The organism is Xenorhabdus griffiniae (genome assembly GCF_001028135.1).
In the GTDB taxonomy this organism is placed as follows: Bacteria; Pseudomonadota; Gammaproteobacteria; order Enterobacterales; family Enterobacteriaceae; genus Xenorhabdus; species Xenorhabdus bakwenae.
In genome coordinates this window covers 19,273-38,846 of the sequence record NZ_LDNM01000007.1, presented here as the reverse complement: position 1 = coordinate 38,846, position 19,574 = coordinate 19,273, and the positions used below count along the sequence as shown (strand labels likewise).

Below are 19,574 nucleotides of genomic sequence, written 5' to 3'. Positions count from 1 at the left end.
CCCCGCTGCGCGGGGAAATATAAGGCTTCGCGTCGTCTTGCGGATTGCAACTTGAAGTTTATCGAGTATAAATCGTCATTTTAGGCCAGTGTAATGAATGGAATGCACTGGCCTTTCAACAAGAGGCCGCTATGCTAGCAATCATTCGGGGAATTATTGTTATTCTGTTTGTGATACTGATCTTTATTTTTGGATGTACCTACTGTTTATTCAGCCCACGCAACCCACGTCATGTTATGACTTTCGGGCATGCGTTTGGCAAATTGCATAAAGTGCTTGGCATTAAGTTGCAGGAACGTATTCCAAAGGAAGCTCGGGAATATGGACCCAGTATTTATATCGGCAATCACCAAAATAATTACGACATGGTTACGATGTCGAATGCGGTGCAGCCACGTACAGTCACCGTGGGCAAAAAAAGCCTGGTCTTTATTCCCTTCTTTGGCCTGATTTATTGGCTGACAGGTAATATTTTGATCGACAGGAATAATCGGACAAAAGCCCATGGCACGATTTCACAGGTTGTCGATCAGATCAGAAAAAATCGGGTTTCGGTTTGGATGTTTCCAGAAGGAACGCGCAGTCGGGGGCGTGGGTTGATGCCTTTTAAAACAGGCGCCTTTCATGCCGCCATTACAGCCGGTGCACCTATTGTACCGGTCTGTGTTTCGACAACACACGATAAAATAAAACTAAATCGTTGGGATAATGGCACCGTCATTGTTGAAATGTTGCCCCCGATTGATACCACGAAATATACCAAAGATCAGGTTCGTGAATTGGCAGAACACTGCCGACAAATGATGAAAACGAAAATTGAAGAATTGGATAAAGAAGTCGAGGTACTTAATCAGCGTGGGTAGCCAGTTGGGCTGATTATCACTATAATTTTTCAATAATTTTAGAAATTTTCTCCTGTTCACGATATGATTGCGTTTAATAAATTAACGTTTTTATTAAACGCAATCGATAGAATAATAAATCCTGATAGCCACAATTCAGGGTATTCATCCCTGCAATTATTTGAATCAGGCAATCATTGGGAATTGCGATTCGGGTTGTGGGAATTATTTTTATCGTAAAGAGATTATTCCTTCTGTGGAGACCTTCTGTGGAGAAAGTATGTCACTGAGTCGGCGCCAATTTATTCAGGCTTCTGGGTTGGCTATGTGTTTAGGGGCGCTTCCTTTTGTCGTTCGGGCCAACAAAAATCAACAAACCAAATTGCCGCTCCCTCCCTTACTGGAATCCCGCAGAGGGCAACCCCTGTTTTTAGCCATACAAAAAGCCACCTGGTCATTTAACGGTCATAATAAAGCTCAAGTCTGGGGCATCAACGGACATTATTTGGGACCAACTATTCGGGTTCACCGGGGGGATGATGTCAAACTGATCTATAGCAATCGATTATCTGAACCGGTTTCAATGACCGTCGGGGGATTACTGGTGCCTGGAACCTTGATGGGAGGTTCAGCGCGTTTGATGGCACCGGGGGAAAGCTGGTCGCCGGTTATCCCGATAGATCAAGTTGCAACAACCTGTTGGTATCATGCCAATACCCCAAATCGCATGGCACGGCATGTTTATGCCGGTCTTGCGGGTATGTGGCTGGTGGAAGATGAAAGTAGCCGCAGCCTGCCTTTACCCAGACATTATGGTGTCGATGATTTTCCTGTTATCTTGCAAGATAAGCGGTTGGATAATTTTGGTGTACCGCAATATAAACCGTCAGCTAATCAAGGCTTTCTTGGTGATACCTTGGTGGTGAATGGTGTCGAAAATCCTTTTGTGGAGGTTGCCAGAGGTTGGGTCAGGTTACGTTTCCTGAATGCATCTAATGCCCGTCGATATCAATTGCAACTCAGTGATGGGCATCCTTTCTACATGATTGCCACTGATCAAGGCTTGCTGCCTGCTCCCGTAACGGTACAGTTATTATCACTTGCGCCGGGAGAACGGCGAGAAGTCTTGATTGATATGTCGAAAGTAGAGAGTGTTACCGTTACGGCGGGAGAGTCCGCTGGTGTCATCGATCGTTTGAAAGGCTTGTTTGAGCCTTCGACCAAACTGTTGTCAACGACGGTATTAACCCTAAAAGCCAGCGGATTACTTCCTTTGGTGACAGATCAACTCCCGGCTCAACTTATCGTCGATAATCCGCAGATCAACTCTACCATTCAAAGTCGTCAGATTGATTTGGGCGATTATTCGCAAGGGATTAATGGCTCACGGCTGAATGAGCACCGAATCGATATCACAAGCCAACAAGGCGCGTGGGAACGTTGGATAGTCACAACGTCAGTGCCCCAGCCTTTCCATATTGAAGGGGTAAGATTTAAGATCATCAGCCTGAATGGTAATCGTCCGGAGCCACAGGATTATGGTTGGAAAGATACCGTTTGGATTGATAATCGTGCTGAGTTGCTGGTTAATATGATGCAGCCGTCTTATGATCATTTTCCTTTCATGTATTACAGCCAGATATTGGAGATGGCAGATCGTGGGGTTGCCGGGCAGTTAATTGTTAATCCTGCTGGTTTTTAAATGAAATCTTTGCTCTGTTACTCGTTTCTGGCTCTGTTTTATACCAAGCCAACTTCAAGATGCGTGTTATATTTCCCCACGCAGCGGGGAAATATAAGGCCTCGCGTCGTCTTGCGGATTGTAACTTGAAGTTTATCGAGTATAGATAGATATTCTGTCAAATTGAATGAAGTTGTTATTTTTCTGCCTGCTTGTTAAGTAATAATGTGTTAAACAACGGATTGTTTAACAATTCACGGGCAAACTCACTATTTGTTTGGATAAATGGCTAATCTTATCGACTGAGAGTAACCCTTTCCGTATAGTGTCCAAAATTTTCATACTACTTAGCTGTAAGGTGATTTAATGATTATCAGCTTGATTGCTGCGATGGCTATGGATCGGGTTATCGGTATGGAAAATACCATGCCGTGGACTTTGCCGGGTGATTTAGCCTGGTTTAAACACAATACACTCGGAAAGCCGGTTGTAATGGGGCGAGTGACTTATGAATCAATTGGCCGTCCTTTGCCAGGGCGCCTGAATATCGTGATTAGCAGTCAACCTGTAAATGATGATCGGGTGACTTGGGTTAACTCTATCGAAGCTGCTTTATCAGCTGCCAGCGATGTTAACGAAGTGATGGTGATGGGAGGAGGGCAAATTTATGAGCAATTTATTCCTCTGGCTAATCGTATGTATCTGACTCACATTGATGCAGAAGTGATTGGTGACACGTATTTCCCTGATTATGAACCTGATGAATGGAATTCAACGTTTACCGAATACCACGATGCAGATGAAAACAATTCTCATAGCTATTGTTTTGAAATTCTGGAACGTCGAGAGTGAGTTAATCTTACGTGCGGAGTGCCTTGGGGCACTCCAGTGTCACAGGCAGGTTTATTATTTATCAGCCTTATGATTTGGGTAATGGCTCCTGGCTGAAATACTGCTTATCTTCCCAACGAAGCAGGGTCAATTTACCTCCCCAACAACACCCCGTATCCAGAGCATAGATGCCAGCGGGTGTGCCTTGACCTTCCAGGGCTGCCCAGTGACCAAAGGCGATGGAATAGTCCTCAGGAATGCGGCGCGGTAATGCGAACCAGGGTTTTAGCGGGGCAGGGGCATTTTCCGGTTTGGATTTGCAGCTCATATCCAATTGCCCATGTGGAAAACAATAACGCATGCGGGTCAACGCATTAGTACTGTAACGTAATCGAGCAAGTCCGCTTAACTCTGGCGTCCAATTATTCGGCATATCCCCATACATCTCATTGAGAAACAAGGGATAACTGTCACTGCGAAGAATGGCTTCCACTTCACGGGCACATATTCTGGCTGTTTCCAGATCCCATTGTGGGGTAAGCCCTGCATGTGCCATGACGAGTTTCAGTTCTTCATCGATTTGCAGCATTGGCTGTTTTCTCAACCAATTTATTAATTCATTGGCATCCGGTGCCGCGAGTAATTCATCCAGCAAATCTTTCGGCTTATTGCGGCTGATCTTAGCGTAAACCGCCAACAGATGCAGATCGTGATTGCCCAATACCAGTTTAACTGCGGAGCCAAGTTGCTTAATGTAGCGAAGTACCGCCAATGAATCAGGGCCACGAGCGACCAAATCGCCGGTTAACCATAAAGTGTCTTCACTGGAATTAAAATTGACTTGTTCTAACAAGGCGCGAAATTCACGATAACAGCCGTGAATATCGCCAATAAGGTATGTAGCCATAATTAATTTATCAGTGATGGAATAGCCAGCCGGAACACGGGAATGGTGACACGGAACGGACGGCCATCATGATCAATCATTTGATAATGGCCTTCCATTGTCCCCAGCGGTGTTTCCAAAATAGCGCCACTGCTGTAGCGATATTCTGTTCCCGGTGGGATCAAAGGTTGTTTTCCCACAACCCCTTCACCCTGAACTTCGGTTAGGTGACCATCACTGTTGGTAATGCGCCAGTAACGGCTGATAAGTTGCACAGGGGAATGCCCAAGATTGCGAATTGATACAGTATAAGCAAACACAAAACGTTGTTGTTCCGGCTGTGATTGACTTTCTACGTAAGTACTTTGTACTTGAATATGAATTCTTGGTTCATTGAGCATAGAGACCTCCTGTTGCTGCAACGCCTGTTTATTTGTTTAGGCAATTTCAGGTTGAGATGATAACCAGTTCGCCATCTTACAGTATTGCTCGACAGAGATGTTTTCAGCCCGCGTGTTTGGATCAACACCCAATTCAGTTAACTGTTCAACAGAAAAAAGGCTCCCAAGGCTATTGCGGATCGTTTTTCTCCGTTGGTTAAATGCCTGCGTTGTGATCCGGGCTAACATACGAATATCCTGAACAGGATAAGGCATACTCTTGTGTGGGATCAAACGCACAATAGCAGAATCCACTTTTGGCGCGGGTGTAAATGCTGTTGGCGGTACTTCAAGAACAGGGATTACCTGACAGTAGTATTGTGCCATCACACTTAAGCGTCCATAGGCTTTACTGTCAGGCCCTGCGACAAGACGATTCACAACTTCTTTCTGCAACATAAAGCTCATATCAGCGATAGCATCAGTATAGCTGAAAAGATGGAACATTAACGGCGTAGAGATGTTATACGGCAAGTTACCAAATACACGCAGGGATTGCCCATGTTCTTTGGCTATCTGCCCAAAATCAACGGTCATTGCATCTTGCTGAATGATTGTCAGTTTATCTTTCAGTTTGGGGTGGACGTGCAGACGGGCCGCTAAATCACGGTCAAGCTCGACGACAGTCATCTTATCCATGCGTTCACCCACTGGCTCGGTTAGTGCCCCCAGACCTGGGCCGATTTCCACGATGGCTTGGCCGACCTGTGGGTTCATTGCATTGACAATACTATCAATGATAAATTTATCGGTTAAAAAGTTTTGCCCGAAACGTTTACGGGCATGGTGCCCTTGGTGGACTTTGTTATTCATTACTGTTTTGTATCATTTTAATTGCTAGATTCAATGCGGTGATAAAACTACCCACATCAGCGTGACCTGTCCCCGCCAGCTCCAGTGCTGTGCCATGATCGACAGAAGTTCGGATAAATGGCAGTCCCAACGTAATATTCACGGCCCTGCCAAACCCCTGGTATTTTAACACGGGTAACCCTTGATCGTGATACATTGAAAGCACGGCATCAGCATGATCTAAATATTTGGGTTGGAACAGGGTATCCGCAGGTAATGGACCTTCCAGCCATATCCCTTCTGCTCTCAGACTGTCTAAAGCAGGCATGATGATATCTATTTCTTCATGCCCCATATGCCCGCCTTCACCGGCATGAGGGTTCAGACCGCAAACATAGATATGGGGACGGGGGATACCGAATTTGGTTTTTAGATCATGATTAAGAATGGTGATCACTTCCCGCAAGGAGTCAAACGTAATTGCGTTGGGGACATCCAGAATCGGCAGGTGCGTGGTTGCCAGCGCGACCCGTAGCTCTTCCGTTGCTAACATCATGACCACCCTTGAGCATTGGCTGTGGTCAGCAAAAAACTCAGTATGTCCGATAAAAGGCACGCCTGCATCATTAATGACACCTTTATGTACAGGTCCTGTCACTAATGCTGAAAATTCTCCATTCAGGCAACCATCGCAGGCTCTTGCTAAGGTTTCCGTGACGTAGAGACCATTTTTCCGGTTTAACTCCCCTGCAATCGTCGGGGCGTGAAGATTCACGGGCAGGATGGTTAAGGTTCCGGCTGCTTGTGATAACGAAATGTGTTCTGGAGAATAAGTTTGCAGTTGCAGAGGTAAATTCAATTGTTCAGCCCGGGAGAGCATCAGCTCTGGGTCGGCACAAACAACCAGTTGGGCAGGCCATTCTTTTTGCGCCAAGGCAATGACTAAGTCAGGGCCAACCCCGGCAGGTTCGCCGGGGGTAATGACGATGGGTTTATTATTGAGCATCGTTGCCATCTAAAATTTTCACATAAGCAGAGGCGCGTAATTCCTGCACCCAGTTTTGTGCCTCTTCATTGAATTTACGGTTGAACAGCAGGCGGTAGGCACGATCTTTCTGTGCGGCGTCTGTTCTGTCAACTTTGCGGCTGTCCAGCAGTTGGATTAAGTGCCAGCCGAAAGAGGAGTGAACAGGCTGGCTGATCTCACCTTTTTGCAGCTTCATCAACGCATCCCGGAAAGCAGGATCGTAAGCACTCGGCAAATTCCAACCCAGTTCTCCACCACGCATGGCTGAACCTGGATCTTCTGAATGCGCTTTTGCTGCTGCTTCGAATGAAGTTTTGCCGCTTAAGATCTCTTCCCTGAGTTTCATCAACTCGTTGCGTGCCTGCTCGTCATTCATAATCGGTGATGTTTTCAGCAAAATATGGCGGGCATTCACTTCGGTGACGGCAATTGACATCTGACCACCACGGATGTCATTCACTTTCAGAATGTGAAAACCAACACCGGAACGAATTGGGCCAATAATCTGCCCCTTATGGGCAGACTTGAGCTGTGCAGCATACAGGGATGACAATTCTTGCGGTTTGTTCCAACCCATATTTCCCCCTTTCAGGGCTTGGGCATCACCAGAATAGGAGAGGGCTAATTTGCCGAAATCCACGCCATTCTGGAGTTCAGACAAGATTTTTTTGATCGTGGTTTCCGCTTTTTCTACCTGCTCCTGGCTTGGGTTTTCCGGCAGAGGGATCAGGATCTGGCTGAGATTTACCTCATAGTCCTGACTGTCTTGGTTGCTGATTTGGTTAGCCAGTGAATCAACTTCCTGTGGCAGGATAGTGATGCGGCGGCGTACCTCATTGTTACGTACATCTGCAATCATCATCTCTTTGCGGATCCGATTACGGTAGGTATCAAAACTCATCCCTTCTGCGGTCAGATTTTGTTGTAACTGAGCTAGGCTCAAGTGGTTTTGAGCCGCAATATTCGCGAGCGCAGAATCTAAGGCTTGATCTGGGATAGTTAGCTGCATCCGGTTTGCTATTTGCAGAACAATATCATCCATAATCAGGCGCTCAAGGATTTGGTGACGCAATGTTTTCTCATCCGGTAATTGCTGGCCTGCATGTTTTGCATTGAGTTTAACGGATTGTAAAAGGCTGTTAACGTCACTTTCCAGTACGACATCGTTGTTAACAACGGCGGCGACCTTATTCAGCTCTTGTGGAGCAGCCATTGCGACAGAGTTTACTGAAAACATCAATCCGAAAATGAGCGATCTCCAGTTCTTCATACATTTCCCATCATATCAATCCCGCCTTGGCGGGGTTATTTTGTTTACATTGCGTTTATCGGTATCAGAATGCACGTTGGTATGGAAGAATACCTTGCTGCAACATTTTCTGACTACCTAAACTATGATTGTTACTTAAGCCACGAAGTTCAATATTGAATGACCATTTGTTGTCATATTGACTACTGTCGAAGCGCCAGTCGGTGATCTTGCGTTCATAACCTACACTGACTGCCCAGCAGCAGGTGTTGTATTGCAAACCGACCATCTGGTTTGCTGGCTGTTTCTCTTTGGTATCGTAGTAATAAGCCCCGACAAATGCCCAACGATCTGACAATGGCCAGCTTGCCACCATACCAATCTGAGAAATTCCTTGCTGATAAGCAGGCGCACCTCCCTTGAGTGTGGCTTGAATATAATCGCGGTCAACAAAACGGTAGCTTAACTGCAACATGCGGTCAGTATCATGACGGTATTCCATCACGGCATTACCCATAGTGAAGCTGTCCAGACGATTATCATATTGCAGCCCGCCTTTGATGCCCCAGGAATCATTGATTCTCCAGTGTACATCTCCAGCCCAGGTTGTCGCCCCCGTGCCTTTTTTGTTTCCGATGATATCTTTGCTACCTGAAACAGACCCAGCATCTTCGGTACGTGGACGTTCAAAGTAGTAGATTTGACCTACGGACAGGCTAAAACGTTCAACCAAATCTTCATCATAAATACGGGTGGTCACGCCGGTGGTAAATTGATTAGCAGACGAGATGCGATCCAAGCCGCTGTAGAAGTGATCGCGGAACAGCCCGGTATAGTCCGATTGCAGCAGGGAAGAATCAAAGTTATTGATGTTGTTTTGATTCTTATAAGGCACATAGAGATATTGAACGCGTGGCTCCAGTGTCTGGGTATAATTCTGGTTAAGATACATGGCGCGTTCAAACACCATCTTCGCATCTGATTTAAATACCGGCAGGACACGATTGACTGATCTTTCCAGTGCAGGTATCTCAGAGTTGGCTTTCGTTGTTTCAGTAAGATCCTGTTGGTAATGGGTTGCCATCAATTTAAATTCATTATTGATGCTCGCCCAACCATTGGAGACTGGTAAATTAATGGACGGCTCCAGATGCCAGCGTGTTCCGTCCGGCCACCGGTTACCTACACTGGTAAATTTGGCGACTTGGGCATAAGTACGAAAATCAAAGGGTCCCAAATCATTTTTATAGTAGTTGAAATCCAACTGAGGTGCTGTTCGGTAAGCTTTTCCCCTATCACTGGGGGTAAAGATTTGGAACTGTTTGGTTGTCAGTGTGGTATTCCAGTTTTGTTGAGCATAGCCAATACTGAATTTCTGAGTGGCGTAGCCATCGGTACTGGAACCGTATTGTGAGTTGAAATCACTGAAATAGTTCGGATCACTGACTTTGGTATAATCAGCACTGAAACGCCAAACCTGATTCATGACGCCACTGTGATTCCAGTAGAACAACCAGCGGCTGTTGCTATCCCGCTCAGGTCTGGCATTGAGTCTTTTATCCTCTTCATACAGACGATCACGCCCAATCCAATCCAGCGCAACTGTACCTGCCCCTGCTTTGGTTAAATAACGGAATTCATTATCCAGCTTCAAACCCCGCATCGTGATGAGATGCGGAGTAATCGTGGCATCATAGTTGGGGGCAATATTCCAATAATATGGCAGCAGGAATTGGAAGCCATCTTTGTTGGAAAAACTGGCATTCGGAATTAAGAAACCAGAACGGCGTTTATCCCCGATGGGTAATTGCAAATAGGGCGTATAAAACACCGGCACATTGGCAACCCGAAAACGGGCATTCCAGATTTCGGCGACTTCTTCTTCACGGTCAAGGATGACCTCAGAACCCACGACACTCCAGCTATCATTACCGGGCAGACAGGAAGTGAATATCCCATTATTCATGATGGTATAGCGGTTTTCATCACGCAGCATCATCTTGTCTGCGCTGCCACGTCCTTGACGGCCAACCATCTGGTACTTGCCTTGTTCCACGTCGGTATCTTTATTGTTCAGATTCGCCCAGGCGCGTGGCCCCTTCAAAATGATCTGAGGGTCATCGTAGCTGACATTACCCACTGCGGTAACAGTGCGCACAGGTTCTTTATCCTGCTCTTGTGTCTGTTCGAGCCGAACCTTATCGGCTATCAGTGTTTTATTTCCCTGTTGGATATTCACATTGCCAATGAACTCAGCCGCATTGGGATATTCACCGTGAGAATCATCGGACTGAATATAAACTGGCAGTTTATTAGGGTCGCCTGTGATAATCGGCTTATCGTAGACAGGGACACCCAGCATACATTGTGCTGCGAGGTCAGCATGGGCCTGCTGACTATAAAGTGCTGCCCATACCATTGTGGCCAGCAGGGTAGGATAACATTTATTCATAGATGTTTATGCGGTTCCGTCATCAGTGGCATCGTGCCGGCAAACGCTCAGAGACTAACGTAGTTGAGAGATATGCGCCAGAGTAAAGTTTAACTTTGCTAATCTTGTTGTTAGGCACAGAGCTTAATGGATAGTATGATAATGCAAAATTGCGCTCAGGGCATTGGGGAATTGAAGACTATATGCAGTATTGGGGAAAATTATTCGGATTGATATTTGGGATTGCATCTGGTGCGGGTTTTTGGGGAATAGTGATTGGCTTAGTGCTTGGTCACATCCTTGACAAAATCAGGATGCAAAAATTGGGGAAAACAACGAAAGGCCCAACCCGACAGGCGCTGTTTTTCCGCAGTACTTTTCAAGTATTGGGGCATTTAACCAAAGCAAAAGGCCGGGTAACAGAAACGGATATCCGGCTTGCCACCCAATTGATGAACCGAATGCAACTGCATGGTGAGGCACGGCTTTCCGCGCAGCAGGCGTTTCGTGAAGGCAAACAGTCTCAATTTCCTTTGCGTGAAACAATGCGACAATTACGCCGTGCTTGCTTCGGCCGTTCTGATCTGATCCGCATGTTTCTGGAAATTCAGCTACAAGCAGCATTTGCTGATGGCGAACTGCACCCCAATGAAAGAAAGGTTCTGTTTGTCATTGCCGAAGAGTTAGGTATTTCCCGTATTCAATTTGAACAATTCCTTGCCATGATGGAAGGCGGCCGCCATTTCAATGGACAGTACCAGCAATATGGCCCCCATCAGGGGCATGAGCAGCAGCGTGCGACATTGGAAGATGCTTGTAAAGTCTTGGGCGTCAACAAAGAGGATGATGCGACCACCATTAAGCGGGCTTATCGAAAACTGATGAGTGAGCACCATCCCGATAAACTGGTGGCAAAAGGTTTACCACCAGAAATGATGGAATTGGCGAAACAAAAGACGCAGTCCATCCAGTCGGCTTACGATTTGATTAAAAAGGAGCGGGGCTTTAAATAGCGCTCGTTAAAATTCGGCTTTACACTCAAAATGCATGGGTGTGCCATAAGCCGGATGAGTAATAAACAGTTCCTGAGCATGTAATTGCAGGCGAGGTGCCATTTCCCTTGCCTGCATATGAGCATAGAAATTATCTCCCAGAATGGGATGACCAAGTGCCAGCATATGCACGCGAAGCTGATGAGAGCGCCCTGTGATGGGGGCGAGCCTGACCCGTGTAGCCTGGGACTCATATTCCAGTACCTGATACTCAGTCTGTGCGGATTTGCCCGTATCAAAACAGACTTTTTGTTTTGGGCGATTCGGCCAGTCGCAGATTAAGGGCAGATCCACCAAGCCTTTTTCCTGCTCCAGCTTTCCCCATACCCGCGCGAGATAGATTTTTTTCGGTTCACGTTCACGGAACTGGCGTTTCAACTCACGCTCGGCGGCTTTAGTCAGCGCCACAACCATGATACCGCTGGTAGCCATATCCAATCGATGGACGGATTCGGCGGTAGGAAATTCAGCCTGTATCCGCGTCATGATACTGTCCTTGTGCTCTTCTGCTTTACCCGGCACAGAAAGCAATCCACTGGGTTTATTGACAACCATAATGTGCTCATCCTGATACAGCACATATAACCAAGGATCTGTCGGGGGATGATAAGACTCCAGCATAGTGGCTCCTATGGGTCGGAAAAAATGGGATACCCAGGGGCATCTTGCGGAAAGCGCCCCTGAGTTTACCGGATGACAGGTTATTGCTGTCTGTTTATTGATGCCTGTTTATTGGTGGCTGTTTATTGATGAGAAATAACCACCAAACGGATCGCATCCAGACGCCAGTTGGCCTGATCAAGATTGAGCAGCAGATGCTTATGCTCGGCGCTAATTGCTTCCAGTTCATCATCACGGATATTCGGGTTAACCGCTTTCAGGGCTTCCAGACGTGACAATTCAGCCGACAGCGTTTCATCCGCTTCTTTTTTTGCTTTTTCAATCAACGCACGCGCTTGCGCTTCAATCAGCGGCTCAGATTGTTGCAAAATAGCATGAACCTCTTTCTGTACTGCGTTAACCAGCTTGCTGGCATTATGGCGGTTGATAGCGTTTAGCTGGCGGTTGAAACTTTCAAATTCCACCTGAGGAGCCAGATTTGTGCCTTTCAGATCCAACAACAGGCGCACTGGCGTTGGTGGCAAGAAACGGGTCAATTGCAGGTGCTTCGGTGCCTGAGCTTCAACAACGTAAATCAACTCAACCAACAGCGTCCCGACTGGCAGTGCTTTGTTTTTCAGGATGGAAACAGCACAGCTTCCTGTATCCCCCGACAGAATTAAATCCAGGCCATTGCGAATGATGGGGTGTTCCCAGCTCAGGAACTGAGTATCTTCGCGGGAGAGGGCTTTTTCACGGTCAAACGTAATCGAGCAGCCATCTTGTGGTAACCCAGGGAAATCAGGTACCAGCATATGATCGGATGGATGCAGAGCAATAATATTGTCGCAGCGATCTTCCTGATTAATGCCAATAATATCGAACAGATTCAGGGCAAAATTCACCAAATCGGTATCGTTATCTTGTGCCGCAATCTTTTCTGCCAGCTTCTGGCCTTGCTCGCCACCGTTGGAGTTCATCTCCAGCAGACGGTCACGTCCTTGTTCCAATTGCTGCTTAAGCTTGTCATGATGCCCGCGACATTCAGCAATAAACTCACTGAAACCCGTTTGTTCATTAGGTTTGGCAAGGAAATTAAGCAGGGTTTCATAATACTGGTCATAGATAGAGCGGCCGGTTGGACAAGTATGCTCAAAAGCATCCAGCCCTTCGTGATACCAGCACAGGAGAATGGATTGCGCCGTGTTTTCCAGATAAGGCACACTGATTTTGATATTACGGTTTTGACCGATACGATCCAGACGACCGATACGTTGTTCCAGCAGATCAGGGTTGAATGGCAAATCAAACATGACAAGCTGGTTGGCAAACTGGAAGTTACGTCCTTCTGAGCCAATTTCAGAGCAGAGCAGCACTTGGGCGCCTTCTTCCGCAGATGCAAAGTAAGCGGCGGCGCGATCCCGCTCCAGCAAGGACAAACCTTCGTGGAACACGGCACTGCGGATGCCTTCGCGTTCACGCAAAATTTGCTCCAGTTGCAGCGCAGTTTCTGCTTTGGCACAGATCACCAGCACTTTCTCATCGCGGTTTGCCATCAAGAAACCCATCAGCCATTCTACGCGGGGATCGAAATTCCACCATGTGGCATTTTCCCCTTCGAATTCCTGATAGATCCGCTCAGGATAGAGCATATCTTTGGCGCGGGACTCCACCGTCTTTTTGGCCCCCATGATTTCAGAAACCTTGATTGCCGTCTGATATTGGGTCGGCAATGGTAACTTGATCTCGTGCAATTCACGATGCGGGAAACCTTTCACACCACCACGTGTGTTACGGAAAAGCAGGCGGCTGGTGCCGTGACGATCCATCAGCAGGGTGATCAGTTCGCGCCGCGCATCTTCGCTCTCTCCATCCTGATTGCTGTTTGCGGCTTTCAGCAGAGGCTCAATATCCTGTTCGCTGATCAGTTCGACGATAGCATTTTGCTGGTCATTGTTCAGCGTTTCACCAGATAACAGCAACGTCACGGTATCCGCGACAGGGCGGTATTTCTGTTGTTCATCAATGAAAGCCTGATAATCGTGGAAACGATTTGAATCCAGCAGGCGCAGGCGGGCAAAGTGACTTTCTTGCCCTAACTGCTCTGGTGTCGCGGTTAACAATAAGACAGACGGGATCTGTTCTGCCAATTGTTCGATAACTTGATATTCGCGGCTTGGGGATTTTTCGCTCCATGCCAGATGGTGCGCTTCATCCACTACCATCAAATCCCAACTTGCCTCCAGCAGAAGTTCAAAACGTTGCTTATTGCGGCGAACAAAATCCAGAGAACAGATAATCAACTGTTCAGTTTCGAATGGATTATCGCTGTCATGCTGAGCTTCGCTATATCGGCCATCATCAAACAGCGAAAAACGCAGGTTGAAACGGCGCAGCATTTCTACCAGCCATTGGTGCTGCAAACTTTCCGGCACAATGATTAATACACGTTCAACCCGCCCGGCCATTAATTGCTGATGAATAATCATCCCGGCTTCAATGGTCTTACCTAATCCGACTTCATCCGCCAGTAATACCCGAGGCGCGTGTCGCTTGCCCACTTCATTGGCAATGTGTAATTGGTGAGGGATCAAGCTGGCACGAATACCCCGCAGCCCGCTTTCTGCCAGACGGAACTGTTCGCTTTGGTGCTTACGGGCGCGAAAACGCAAAGCGAAGCGATCCATGCGGTCAATTTGGCCTGCAAACAGACGATCTTGTGGCTTGTTAAACGTCAGCTTGCTATCCAGAAAAACTTCCCGCAAGCAGGTATTTTCTTCTTCCGTATCCAGACGCGTACCAACATAGATCAGCAGGCCATTATCTTGTTGGACATCATTAATCTTGAGCTTCCAGCCTTCGTGACTGGTCACGGTATCGTCCACATTAAACATAACACGGGTGATGGGGGAGTCATTGCGTGCGTAAAGGCGGTTTTCTCCGCTGGCAGGGAAGAGTAACGTTACCATGCGCGCATCAAGCGCCACGACTGTTCCTAATCCAAGTTCGCTTTCTGTATCGCTTATCCAGCGTTGACCAAGAGTAAATGGCATAAATTTTGGCTCAGTTTTCTGTTAGACAATATTATTTATGGTTGCAGGATGGCTGCTTTTGTTGGATATCGATCGTTATTGGTTATCGATAGGGATAGTTTTCAATTGCACTTTACAACGCCTGTTTTTTGATAAAAGGGATCACAAAAGTACAATGGCCCATTAGAGGGGCGATATGTTAATTGAAGCCGAGCAAGCCGTCACCTGCAAAAATAACCATTATTCGAAAGAGATGCTCATTTGCCCTGTCAGCAGAGGCATAAAATCATCTTGAATAAAGGGCAAGATAGCGTCAGCAATCGGCTTCAATTGCTTATTGATATAGTGTTCATAATCGGGGGCAGAGGTTTGGTTTTCTAATGGCTCAGGGCCTGCTTGGGTGATGACATAGTTGATCCAGCCACCATTTTGGTACTGTAGTGGGCGATTATGTAATTGATTATACTCATCAGCCAAATGCGCTGCCCGAACGTGGGGAGGGATATTGCGCTGATAATCAGACAACTTACGGCGTAACCGCTTACGATAAACCAGACGATCATCAAATTCACCTGCCAGCGTCTTGGCAAGATATTCACGAATATAATTTTGATGGGATTTTTGCTGAAAAATCAGAGTATACAGTTCCTTCTGGAATATTTGTGCCAGCGGTGTCCAGTCAGTCCTTACTGTTTCCAATCCTTTGAAAATCACCTTATCACCGCTTAATCCGGCATAACGTTTTTTGCTACCTTGCTCTGCCCCGCGTACCGTTGGCATCAGGAAACGCCGATAATGTGTCTCAAATTCCAGCTCCAACGTACTTTCAAGATTGAATTCGGTTTTGAGATGGTTTTGCCACCATTGGCTGACAAATTGTGCCAAATAATGCCCGATTTGGCAGGCTTCATCCTCTGAATGGGGGCATTTTAGCCAGACAAACGTGGAATCCGTATCGCCATAAATCACCTGATAGCCTTGTGATTCGATTAGCTCACGGGTTTGGTGCATGATTTCGTGGCCGCGCATCGTAATTGATGAAGTCAGGCGAGGATCAAAAAAATGGCAGCCAGAAGCACCGAGCACGCCATAAAAGGCATTCATAATAATTTTCAGGGCTTGAGAAAGGGACGCATTCTGTTGCTGTTTGGCCTTGTCGCGCGCCTGCCAGATTTGGGTGACGATATCCGGCAGGCAATGTTGTGTCCGGGAAAAAAATGCCTGCCGAAAGCCGGGGACAGCGTGTTCATTGTCAGGGTTGGCAAGGCCTTCAACCATCCCGACCGGATCAATCAAAAACGTGCGAATAATCGAAGGATAAAGGCTCTTGTAATCCAGCACCAACACCGAATCGTATAATCCCGGAAACGAATCCATCACAAAACCGCCGGGGCTGTTATCATCGGAATACGTTGGCTGGACGGGCGCAACATAGCCAATACGGTGCATTTTAGGCAGATAAAGGTGCGTGAACGCCGCGACCGATCCGCCGCTGCGATCTACTGCTAATCCTGTTACTGTGGCGCGTTCCAATAAGAAGGCCATCAAATCTGCTTTCTCAAAGATACGATTAACCAGAATACAATCCTGTAAATTATAGTGGGCGAGGGCAGGTTTATCTTGCTGAAAGCGGCGGTTGATCTCATCCATGCGATCATAAGGATTATCGACGGCTTTTCCTTCCCCCAGAAGTTGTTGTGCCACATATTCAAGGCTGAAAGAAGGAAAATTCCAGGTTGCGGTTTTCAGTGCATCAATGCCGTCAATAATCAAACGGCCTTCTGCTGAGGCGAAAAAGTGCCCTGGCTTGAAACCGTGTTCTCGCCATTCGAGCAAAGTCTGATTGCGGCCGAATTTTAACGGCACGTTATAGCGTTCAGCATGTTGCTGTAACACCCTCAAATCAAACTGCACCAGATTCCAGCCAATAATGGCATCAGGATCATAATGTGCCAGCCATTCGTTGAGTTTTTCCAGCATCATCGGACGACTGGCTACATATTCCAGCTTGAAATCAAGATCCAGTTGGTTACCCGTTGCTGGCCCTAACATAAAGACAATTTTCTCGCCGCATCCCGCCAAACCAATGGAATACAACTCACCATGCTGGCTGGTTTCGATATCCAGTGACACCCATTTCAAATTTGGCCAATAGGTGGGGTTGGGTTTCATCTGGTAACTACCGTCGGGTTTCTGGCTGAACCAGACCGGAGCAGTGATAAAGCGCTCCATCATAAACCTGTCGGGTGGACGGATATCGGCTTCGTAGAGGGGAATATTCTGTTCCCTGAAAATTTTCTCCAGATGTTGCAATTGGCGGTAATGCAGACAATACAGCGCCGCAACAGGCTGACGATTGAAATCTTTCAATGGCAATGCGGTTAATTCACAGTGCCGCTCTTGTGTGAGTAAAGATTTTACTTTATGCAGATCACGTTGGGGAACAAAGGCAACTGCTTTTTGGTGAGGAATAGTCACGCGGCGTGTACCCGATTCTGTCGCCAGCCAATACACCAGCTCGATACCCAATGGGGTATCTTTCCAGTGGCGGGTCAGGATAAAACCCTGTTCAACGTGATTTATCTGCATAATCTTTCTCTTATGAGAAACCAACCCTATTTAGTGTTATCGGGATCATTTCAATCATAGCATTGAATATGGTTATTTATACAGTATTTTGTGTTGGATTGCTTTTCATAGTTATGATGATTTATTATTTTATTAATTAATAACGCCATAAAAACATTATTTATACCCCTCACATTTCAAGTTGGATTGGTAGATAATAATTTGATTTTTACCAGAGAAATATTAACTATTTTAAATTATCAGAGAGATTTATTATTTCTCAGTAAGTAAGTCACTTTTGTTGTTATTATTAATTGGCTAATATTCTATCGATTTTTTTACTGAGAAAATGAAACATTAATTGAATCTGGTAAATATTGATGAATAACCCCAATAAATTGACTCAAACAGATATCAAAGCCTTACTGTTATTTACTGCTTTTACTCTGCTGTATTTGTTGCCGGGCGTTTATGGACATACCCCTTGGAAACAAGATGAAAATTACAGTTTTGGTATTATTCATACCATGTATGAAACAGGGAATTGGTTGGTCACCATGAATGCCGGGCAACCTTTTATGGAAAAGCCCCCCTTGTATTATTGGACAGCGACTTCATTTATTCATTTGTTATCCCATTGGCTTCCGATGCACGATGCAGCCAGAACCGCCTCTTTATTCTTTTCAGTGATCAATTTTTCCTTTTTTATTCTGTTGGCGCGTCGCGTATTTGATGTCAAAAACTTCACCGACAGTCGAATATGGATAGCTTTTGCTTTGTATGCCAGTGCTCCCGGATTAGTTCGCCACAGCCATGATATGTTTACTGATACCGCATTAATAACAGGAACAACTATCGGATTATATGGTTTACTGGGATTAATCAAAAACGAAAAAACAGGCTACGCCTGTTTATGGTTGATCATCGGTACGGCTGTAACACTCTTATCAAAAGGGGTCTTTATTCCGGGATTATTATGGATTTGCCTGGTTTTGGCGCCCGTTTTCCTTAAACATTGCCGAACCAAACAATATTGGCTAAGGGCTTTATTGTCGGGTATTATTGCGTTGGTTTTAATCCTGCCGTGGCCTGTCATGTTACTTATTGAACATCCTGATTTATTTAAAATCTGGATTTGGGATAACAATATCGGTCGCTTTTTAGGTTTTTCTGTTGAAGATCTGGGCGCAAGGGGGAATCTGACTATGATCCCTGAGGCGGTGCTGTTGTTTGCCCTGCCATCAGGAATATTGGCTTTTCTCTTTATATTGACAAATCCAATTAAAATTCTGTCGGATAAACATTATTTCTTGTGTGCTGCCTTTGTTATCTTAGGGGTTGTTCTATTGCAAATGTCGGCTTCTGGCCGTGCATTATATTTACTGCCCTTTATTGCCCCTATGGCGATCCTGGCAACAGGAGCATTCATTAAAATACCGCAAATAATCTATAAATATTTAACCCTATTTTCTTCCCTATTTTGGTCTGTCCTGATTGTATTTTTATGGGCTTGTTATTTTTTGTCCCTTTCCACTGATTATAAACATTGGTTAACCCCATTTAGCCGCTGGTTGCCAATGGATTATCAAATGCATTTTTCGGGATTTATCGTTGTTGCCGCTGCCTTGATCACTGCGGTATGGATAGCTAAAAGTTGGTTTCTCTCTCAATCACCCGCCTTGCGTGCTGCCCAAAATTGGGTTTTGGGTATTGCCACCGTTTGGGGATTAGTCTTCACGCTATTTGTTGGCTGGATTGATTACACCAAAGGATATCAAGGGGCATTTCTTGATTTAAAACAGAAGTTGGCGGGAGTGTATAAAGATAATGACTGTATGGCGTCGTATTATATTGGGGAATCCGAAGCGCCAATGCTTTATTATTTTGCCCGTGTTTTGCATCAACAGCAGCGTCAATTTGAAGCGCCTGAAAAGTGTGATTGGCTGATTGTATTATCCGAAGAAATAGCACCCGCCCCCGAAGGAATGGCGCTATTTTGGCATGGGCATAGACCAACTCGAGATAAAGAGAATTTAGTTGTTTATAAGAAAGTGGTGTTGGGTGATATAAAGGACAATGGGTAATTTATATTAGATTACTCTTATTCTTTTGATTAGCGCCCCATTACCGGGGCGTCTTGTGC

The 19,574-nt window shown here is 46.0% G+C and carries 14 protein-coding genes; 5 read left to right on the top strand and 9 right to left on the bottom strand.

Annotated elements, in window-relative coordinates:
* Positions 1–131 precede the first annotated feature (131 nt).
* The 3 genes from AAY47_RS02250 (at position 132) to folA (ending at position 3,375) form a co-directional block, all read left to right on the top strand.
* The gene (locus tag AAY47_RS02250) at positions 132–863 is read left to right on the top strand and encodes a 1-acylglycerol-3-phosphate O-acyltransferase (protein ID WP_047766622.1); all 732 of its coding nucleotides are present in this window, start codon (positions 132–134) and stop codon (positions 861–863) included.
* Positions 864–1,122: 259 nt separating this feature from the next.
* Complete coding sequence (ftsP, locus tag AAY47_RS02245) at positions 1,123–2,544, top strand: cell division protein FtsP (protein WP_047766621.1); 1,422 nt, start codon at positions 1,123–1,125, stop codon at positions 2,542–2,544.
* 345 nt (positions 2,545–2,889) lie between these two features.
* Complete coding sequence (gene folA, locus AAY47_RS02240) at positions 2,890–3,375, top strand: type 3 dihydrofolate reductase (protein ID WP_047766620.1); 486 nt, start codon at positions 2,890–2,892, stop codon at positions 3,373–3,375.
* Positions 3,376–3,442: 67 nt separating this feature from the next.
* Here folA and apaH read toward each other — a convergent pair whose 3' ends face one another.
* From apaH to lptD, 6 genes are all read right to left on the bottom strand, one after another.
* The gene (gene apaH / locus AAY47_RS02235) at positions 3,443–4,261 is read right to left on the bottom strand and encodes a bis(5'-nucleosyl)-tetraphosphatase (symmetrical) ApaH (protein ID WP_047766619.1); all 819 of its coding nucleotides are present in this window, start codon (positions 4,259–4,261) and stop codon (positions 3,443–3,445) included.
* A gap of 2 nt (positions 4,262–4,263) precedes the next feature.
* Positions 4,264–4,641: a Co2+/Mg2+ efflux protein ApaG gene (apaG, locus tag AAY47_RS02230; RefSeq protein ID WP_047766618.1), complete on the bottom strand. Its 378-nt coding sequence runs from the start codon at positions 4,639–4,641 to the stop codon at positions 4,264–4,266.
* A gap of 36 nt (positions 4,642–4,677) precedes the next feature.
* Positions 4,678–5,493, bottom strand: coding sequence for a 16S rRNA (adenine(1518)-N(6)/adenine(1519)-N(6))-dimethyltransferase RsmA (gene rsmA, locus AAY47_RS02225; protein ID WP_047766617.1), 816 nt, complete (start codon positions 5,491–5,493; stop codon positions 4,678–4,680).
* Complete coding sequence (pdxA, locus tag AAY47_RS02220; protein WP_200897720.1) at positions 5,486–6,478, bottom strand: 4-hydroxythreonine-4-phosphate dehydrogenase PdxA; 993 nt, start codon at positions 6,476–6,478, stop codon at positions 5,486–5,488. Before pdxA ends, rsmA begins: the two co-directional genes overlap by 8 nt.
* Positions 6,468–7,769, bottom strand: coding sequence for a peptidylprolyl isomerase SurA (gene surA / locus AAY47_RS02215; protein WP_047766615.1), 1,302 nt, complete (start codon positions 7,767–7,769; stop codon positions 6,468–6,470). Before surA ends, pdxA begins: the two co-directional genes overlap by 11 nt.
* 64 nt (positions 7,770–7,833) lie before the next feature.
* Entirely contained in the window at positions 7,834–10,200 is a 2,367-nt protein-coding gene (lptD, locus tag AAY47_RS02210) for an LPS assembly protein LptD (RefSeq protein ID WP_047766614.1), read from the bottom strand.
* 182 nt (positions 10,201–10,382) lie between these two features.
* Between lptD and djlA the strand changes: the two genes are divergently transcribed.
* Complete coding sequence (djlA, locus tag AAY47_RS02205; protein ID WP_047766613.1) at positions 10,383–11,192, top strand: co-chaperone DjlA; 810 nt, start codon at positions 10,383–10,385, stop codon at positions 11,190–11,192.
* A 6-nt stretch (positions 11,193–11,198) separates the two neighbouring features.
* Here djlA and rluA read toward each other — a convergent pair whose 3' ends face one another.
* The 3 genes from rluA to AAY47_RS02190 form a co-directional block, all read right to left on the bottom strand.
* Entirely contained in the window at positions 11,199–11,852 is a 654-nt protein-coding gene (gene rluA, locus AAY47_RS02200; RefSeq protein ID WP_047766612.1) for a bifunctional tRNA pseudouridine(32) synthase/23S rRNA pseudouridine(746) synthase RluA, read from the bottom strand.
* Positions 11,853–11,974: 122 nt separating this feature from the next.
* The gene (rapA, locus tag AAY47_RS02195; RefSeq protein WP_047766611.1) at positions 11,975–14,884 is read right to left on the bottom strand and encodes an RNA polymerase-associated protein RapA; all 2,910 of its coding nucleotides are present in this window, start codon (positions 14,882–14,884) and stop codon (positions 11,975–11,977) included.
* 219 nt (positions 14,885–15,103) lie between these two features.
* Positions 15,104–17,446: a DNA polymerase II gene (locus AAY47_RS02190; protein ID WP_369813287.1), complete on the bottom strand. Its 2,343-nt coding sequence runs from the start codon at positions 17,444–17,446 to the stop codon at positions 15,104–15,106.
* A gap of 365 nt (positions 17,447–17,811) precedes the next feature.
* Between AAY47_RS02190 and AAY47_RS02185 the strand changes: the two genes are divergently transcribed.
* On the top strand, positions 17,812–19,515 hold the full coding sequence (locus tag AAY47_RS02185; RefSeq protein ID WP_047766609.1) for an ArnT family glycosyltransferase: 1,704 nt from the start codon (positions 17,812–17,814) through the stop codon (positions 19,513–19,515).
* The last annotated feature ends 59 nt before the right edge of the window (positions 19,516–19,574 follow it).

Bases quoted from the DNA above. Each gene is read 5' to 3' on its own strand.
- rluA (WP_047766612.1), bottom strand. From the start codon at position 11,852: ATGCTGGAGTCTTATCATCCCCCGACAGATCCTTGGTTATATGTGCTG.
- apaG (WP_047766618.1), bottom strand. From the start codon at position 4,641: ATGCTCAATGAACCAAGAATTCATATTCAAGTACAAAGTACTTACGTA.
- AAY47_RS02250 (WP_047766622.1), top strand. From the start codon at position 132: ATGCTAGCAATCATTCGGGGAATTATTGTTATTCTGTTTGTGATACTG.
- AAY47_RS02185 (WP_047766609.1), top strand. From the start codon at position 17,812: ATGAATAACCCCAATAAATTGACTCAAACAGATATCAAAGCCTTACTG.
- pdxA (WP_200897720.1), bottom strand. From the start codon at position 6,478: ATGCTCAATAATAAACCCATCGTCATTACCCCCGGCGAACCTGCCGGG.
- ftsP (WP_047766621.1), top strand. From the start codon at position 1,123: ATGTCACTGAGTCGGCGCCAATTTATTCAGGCTTCTGGGTTGGCTATG.
- djlA (WP_047766613.1), top strand. From the start codon at position 10,383: ATGCAGTATTGGGGAAAATTATTCGGATTGATATTTGGGATTGCATCT.
- apaH (WP_047766619.1), bottom strand. From the start codon at position 4,261: ATGGCTACATACCTTATTGGCGATATTCACGGCTGTTATCGTGAATTT.
- rsmA (WP_047766617.1), bottom strand. From the start codon at position 5,493: ATGAATAACAAAGTCCACCAAGGGCACCATGCCCGTAAACGTTTCGGG.
- lptD (WP_047766614.1), bottom strand. From the start codon at position 10,200: ATGAATAAATGTTATCCTACCCTGCTGGCCACAATGGTATGGGCAGCA.
- folA (WP_047766620.1), top strand. From the start codon at position 2,890: ATGATTATCAGCTTGATTGCTGCGATGGCTATGGATCGGGTTATCGGT.
- rapA (WP_047766611.1), bottom strand. From the start codon at position 14,884: ATGCCATTTACTCTTGGTCAACGCTGGATAAGCGATACAGAAAGCGAA.
- surA (WP_047766615.1), bottom strand. From the start codon at position 7,769: ATGAAGAACTGGAGATCGCTCATTTTCGGATTGATGTTTTCAGTAAAC.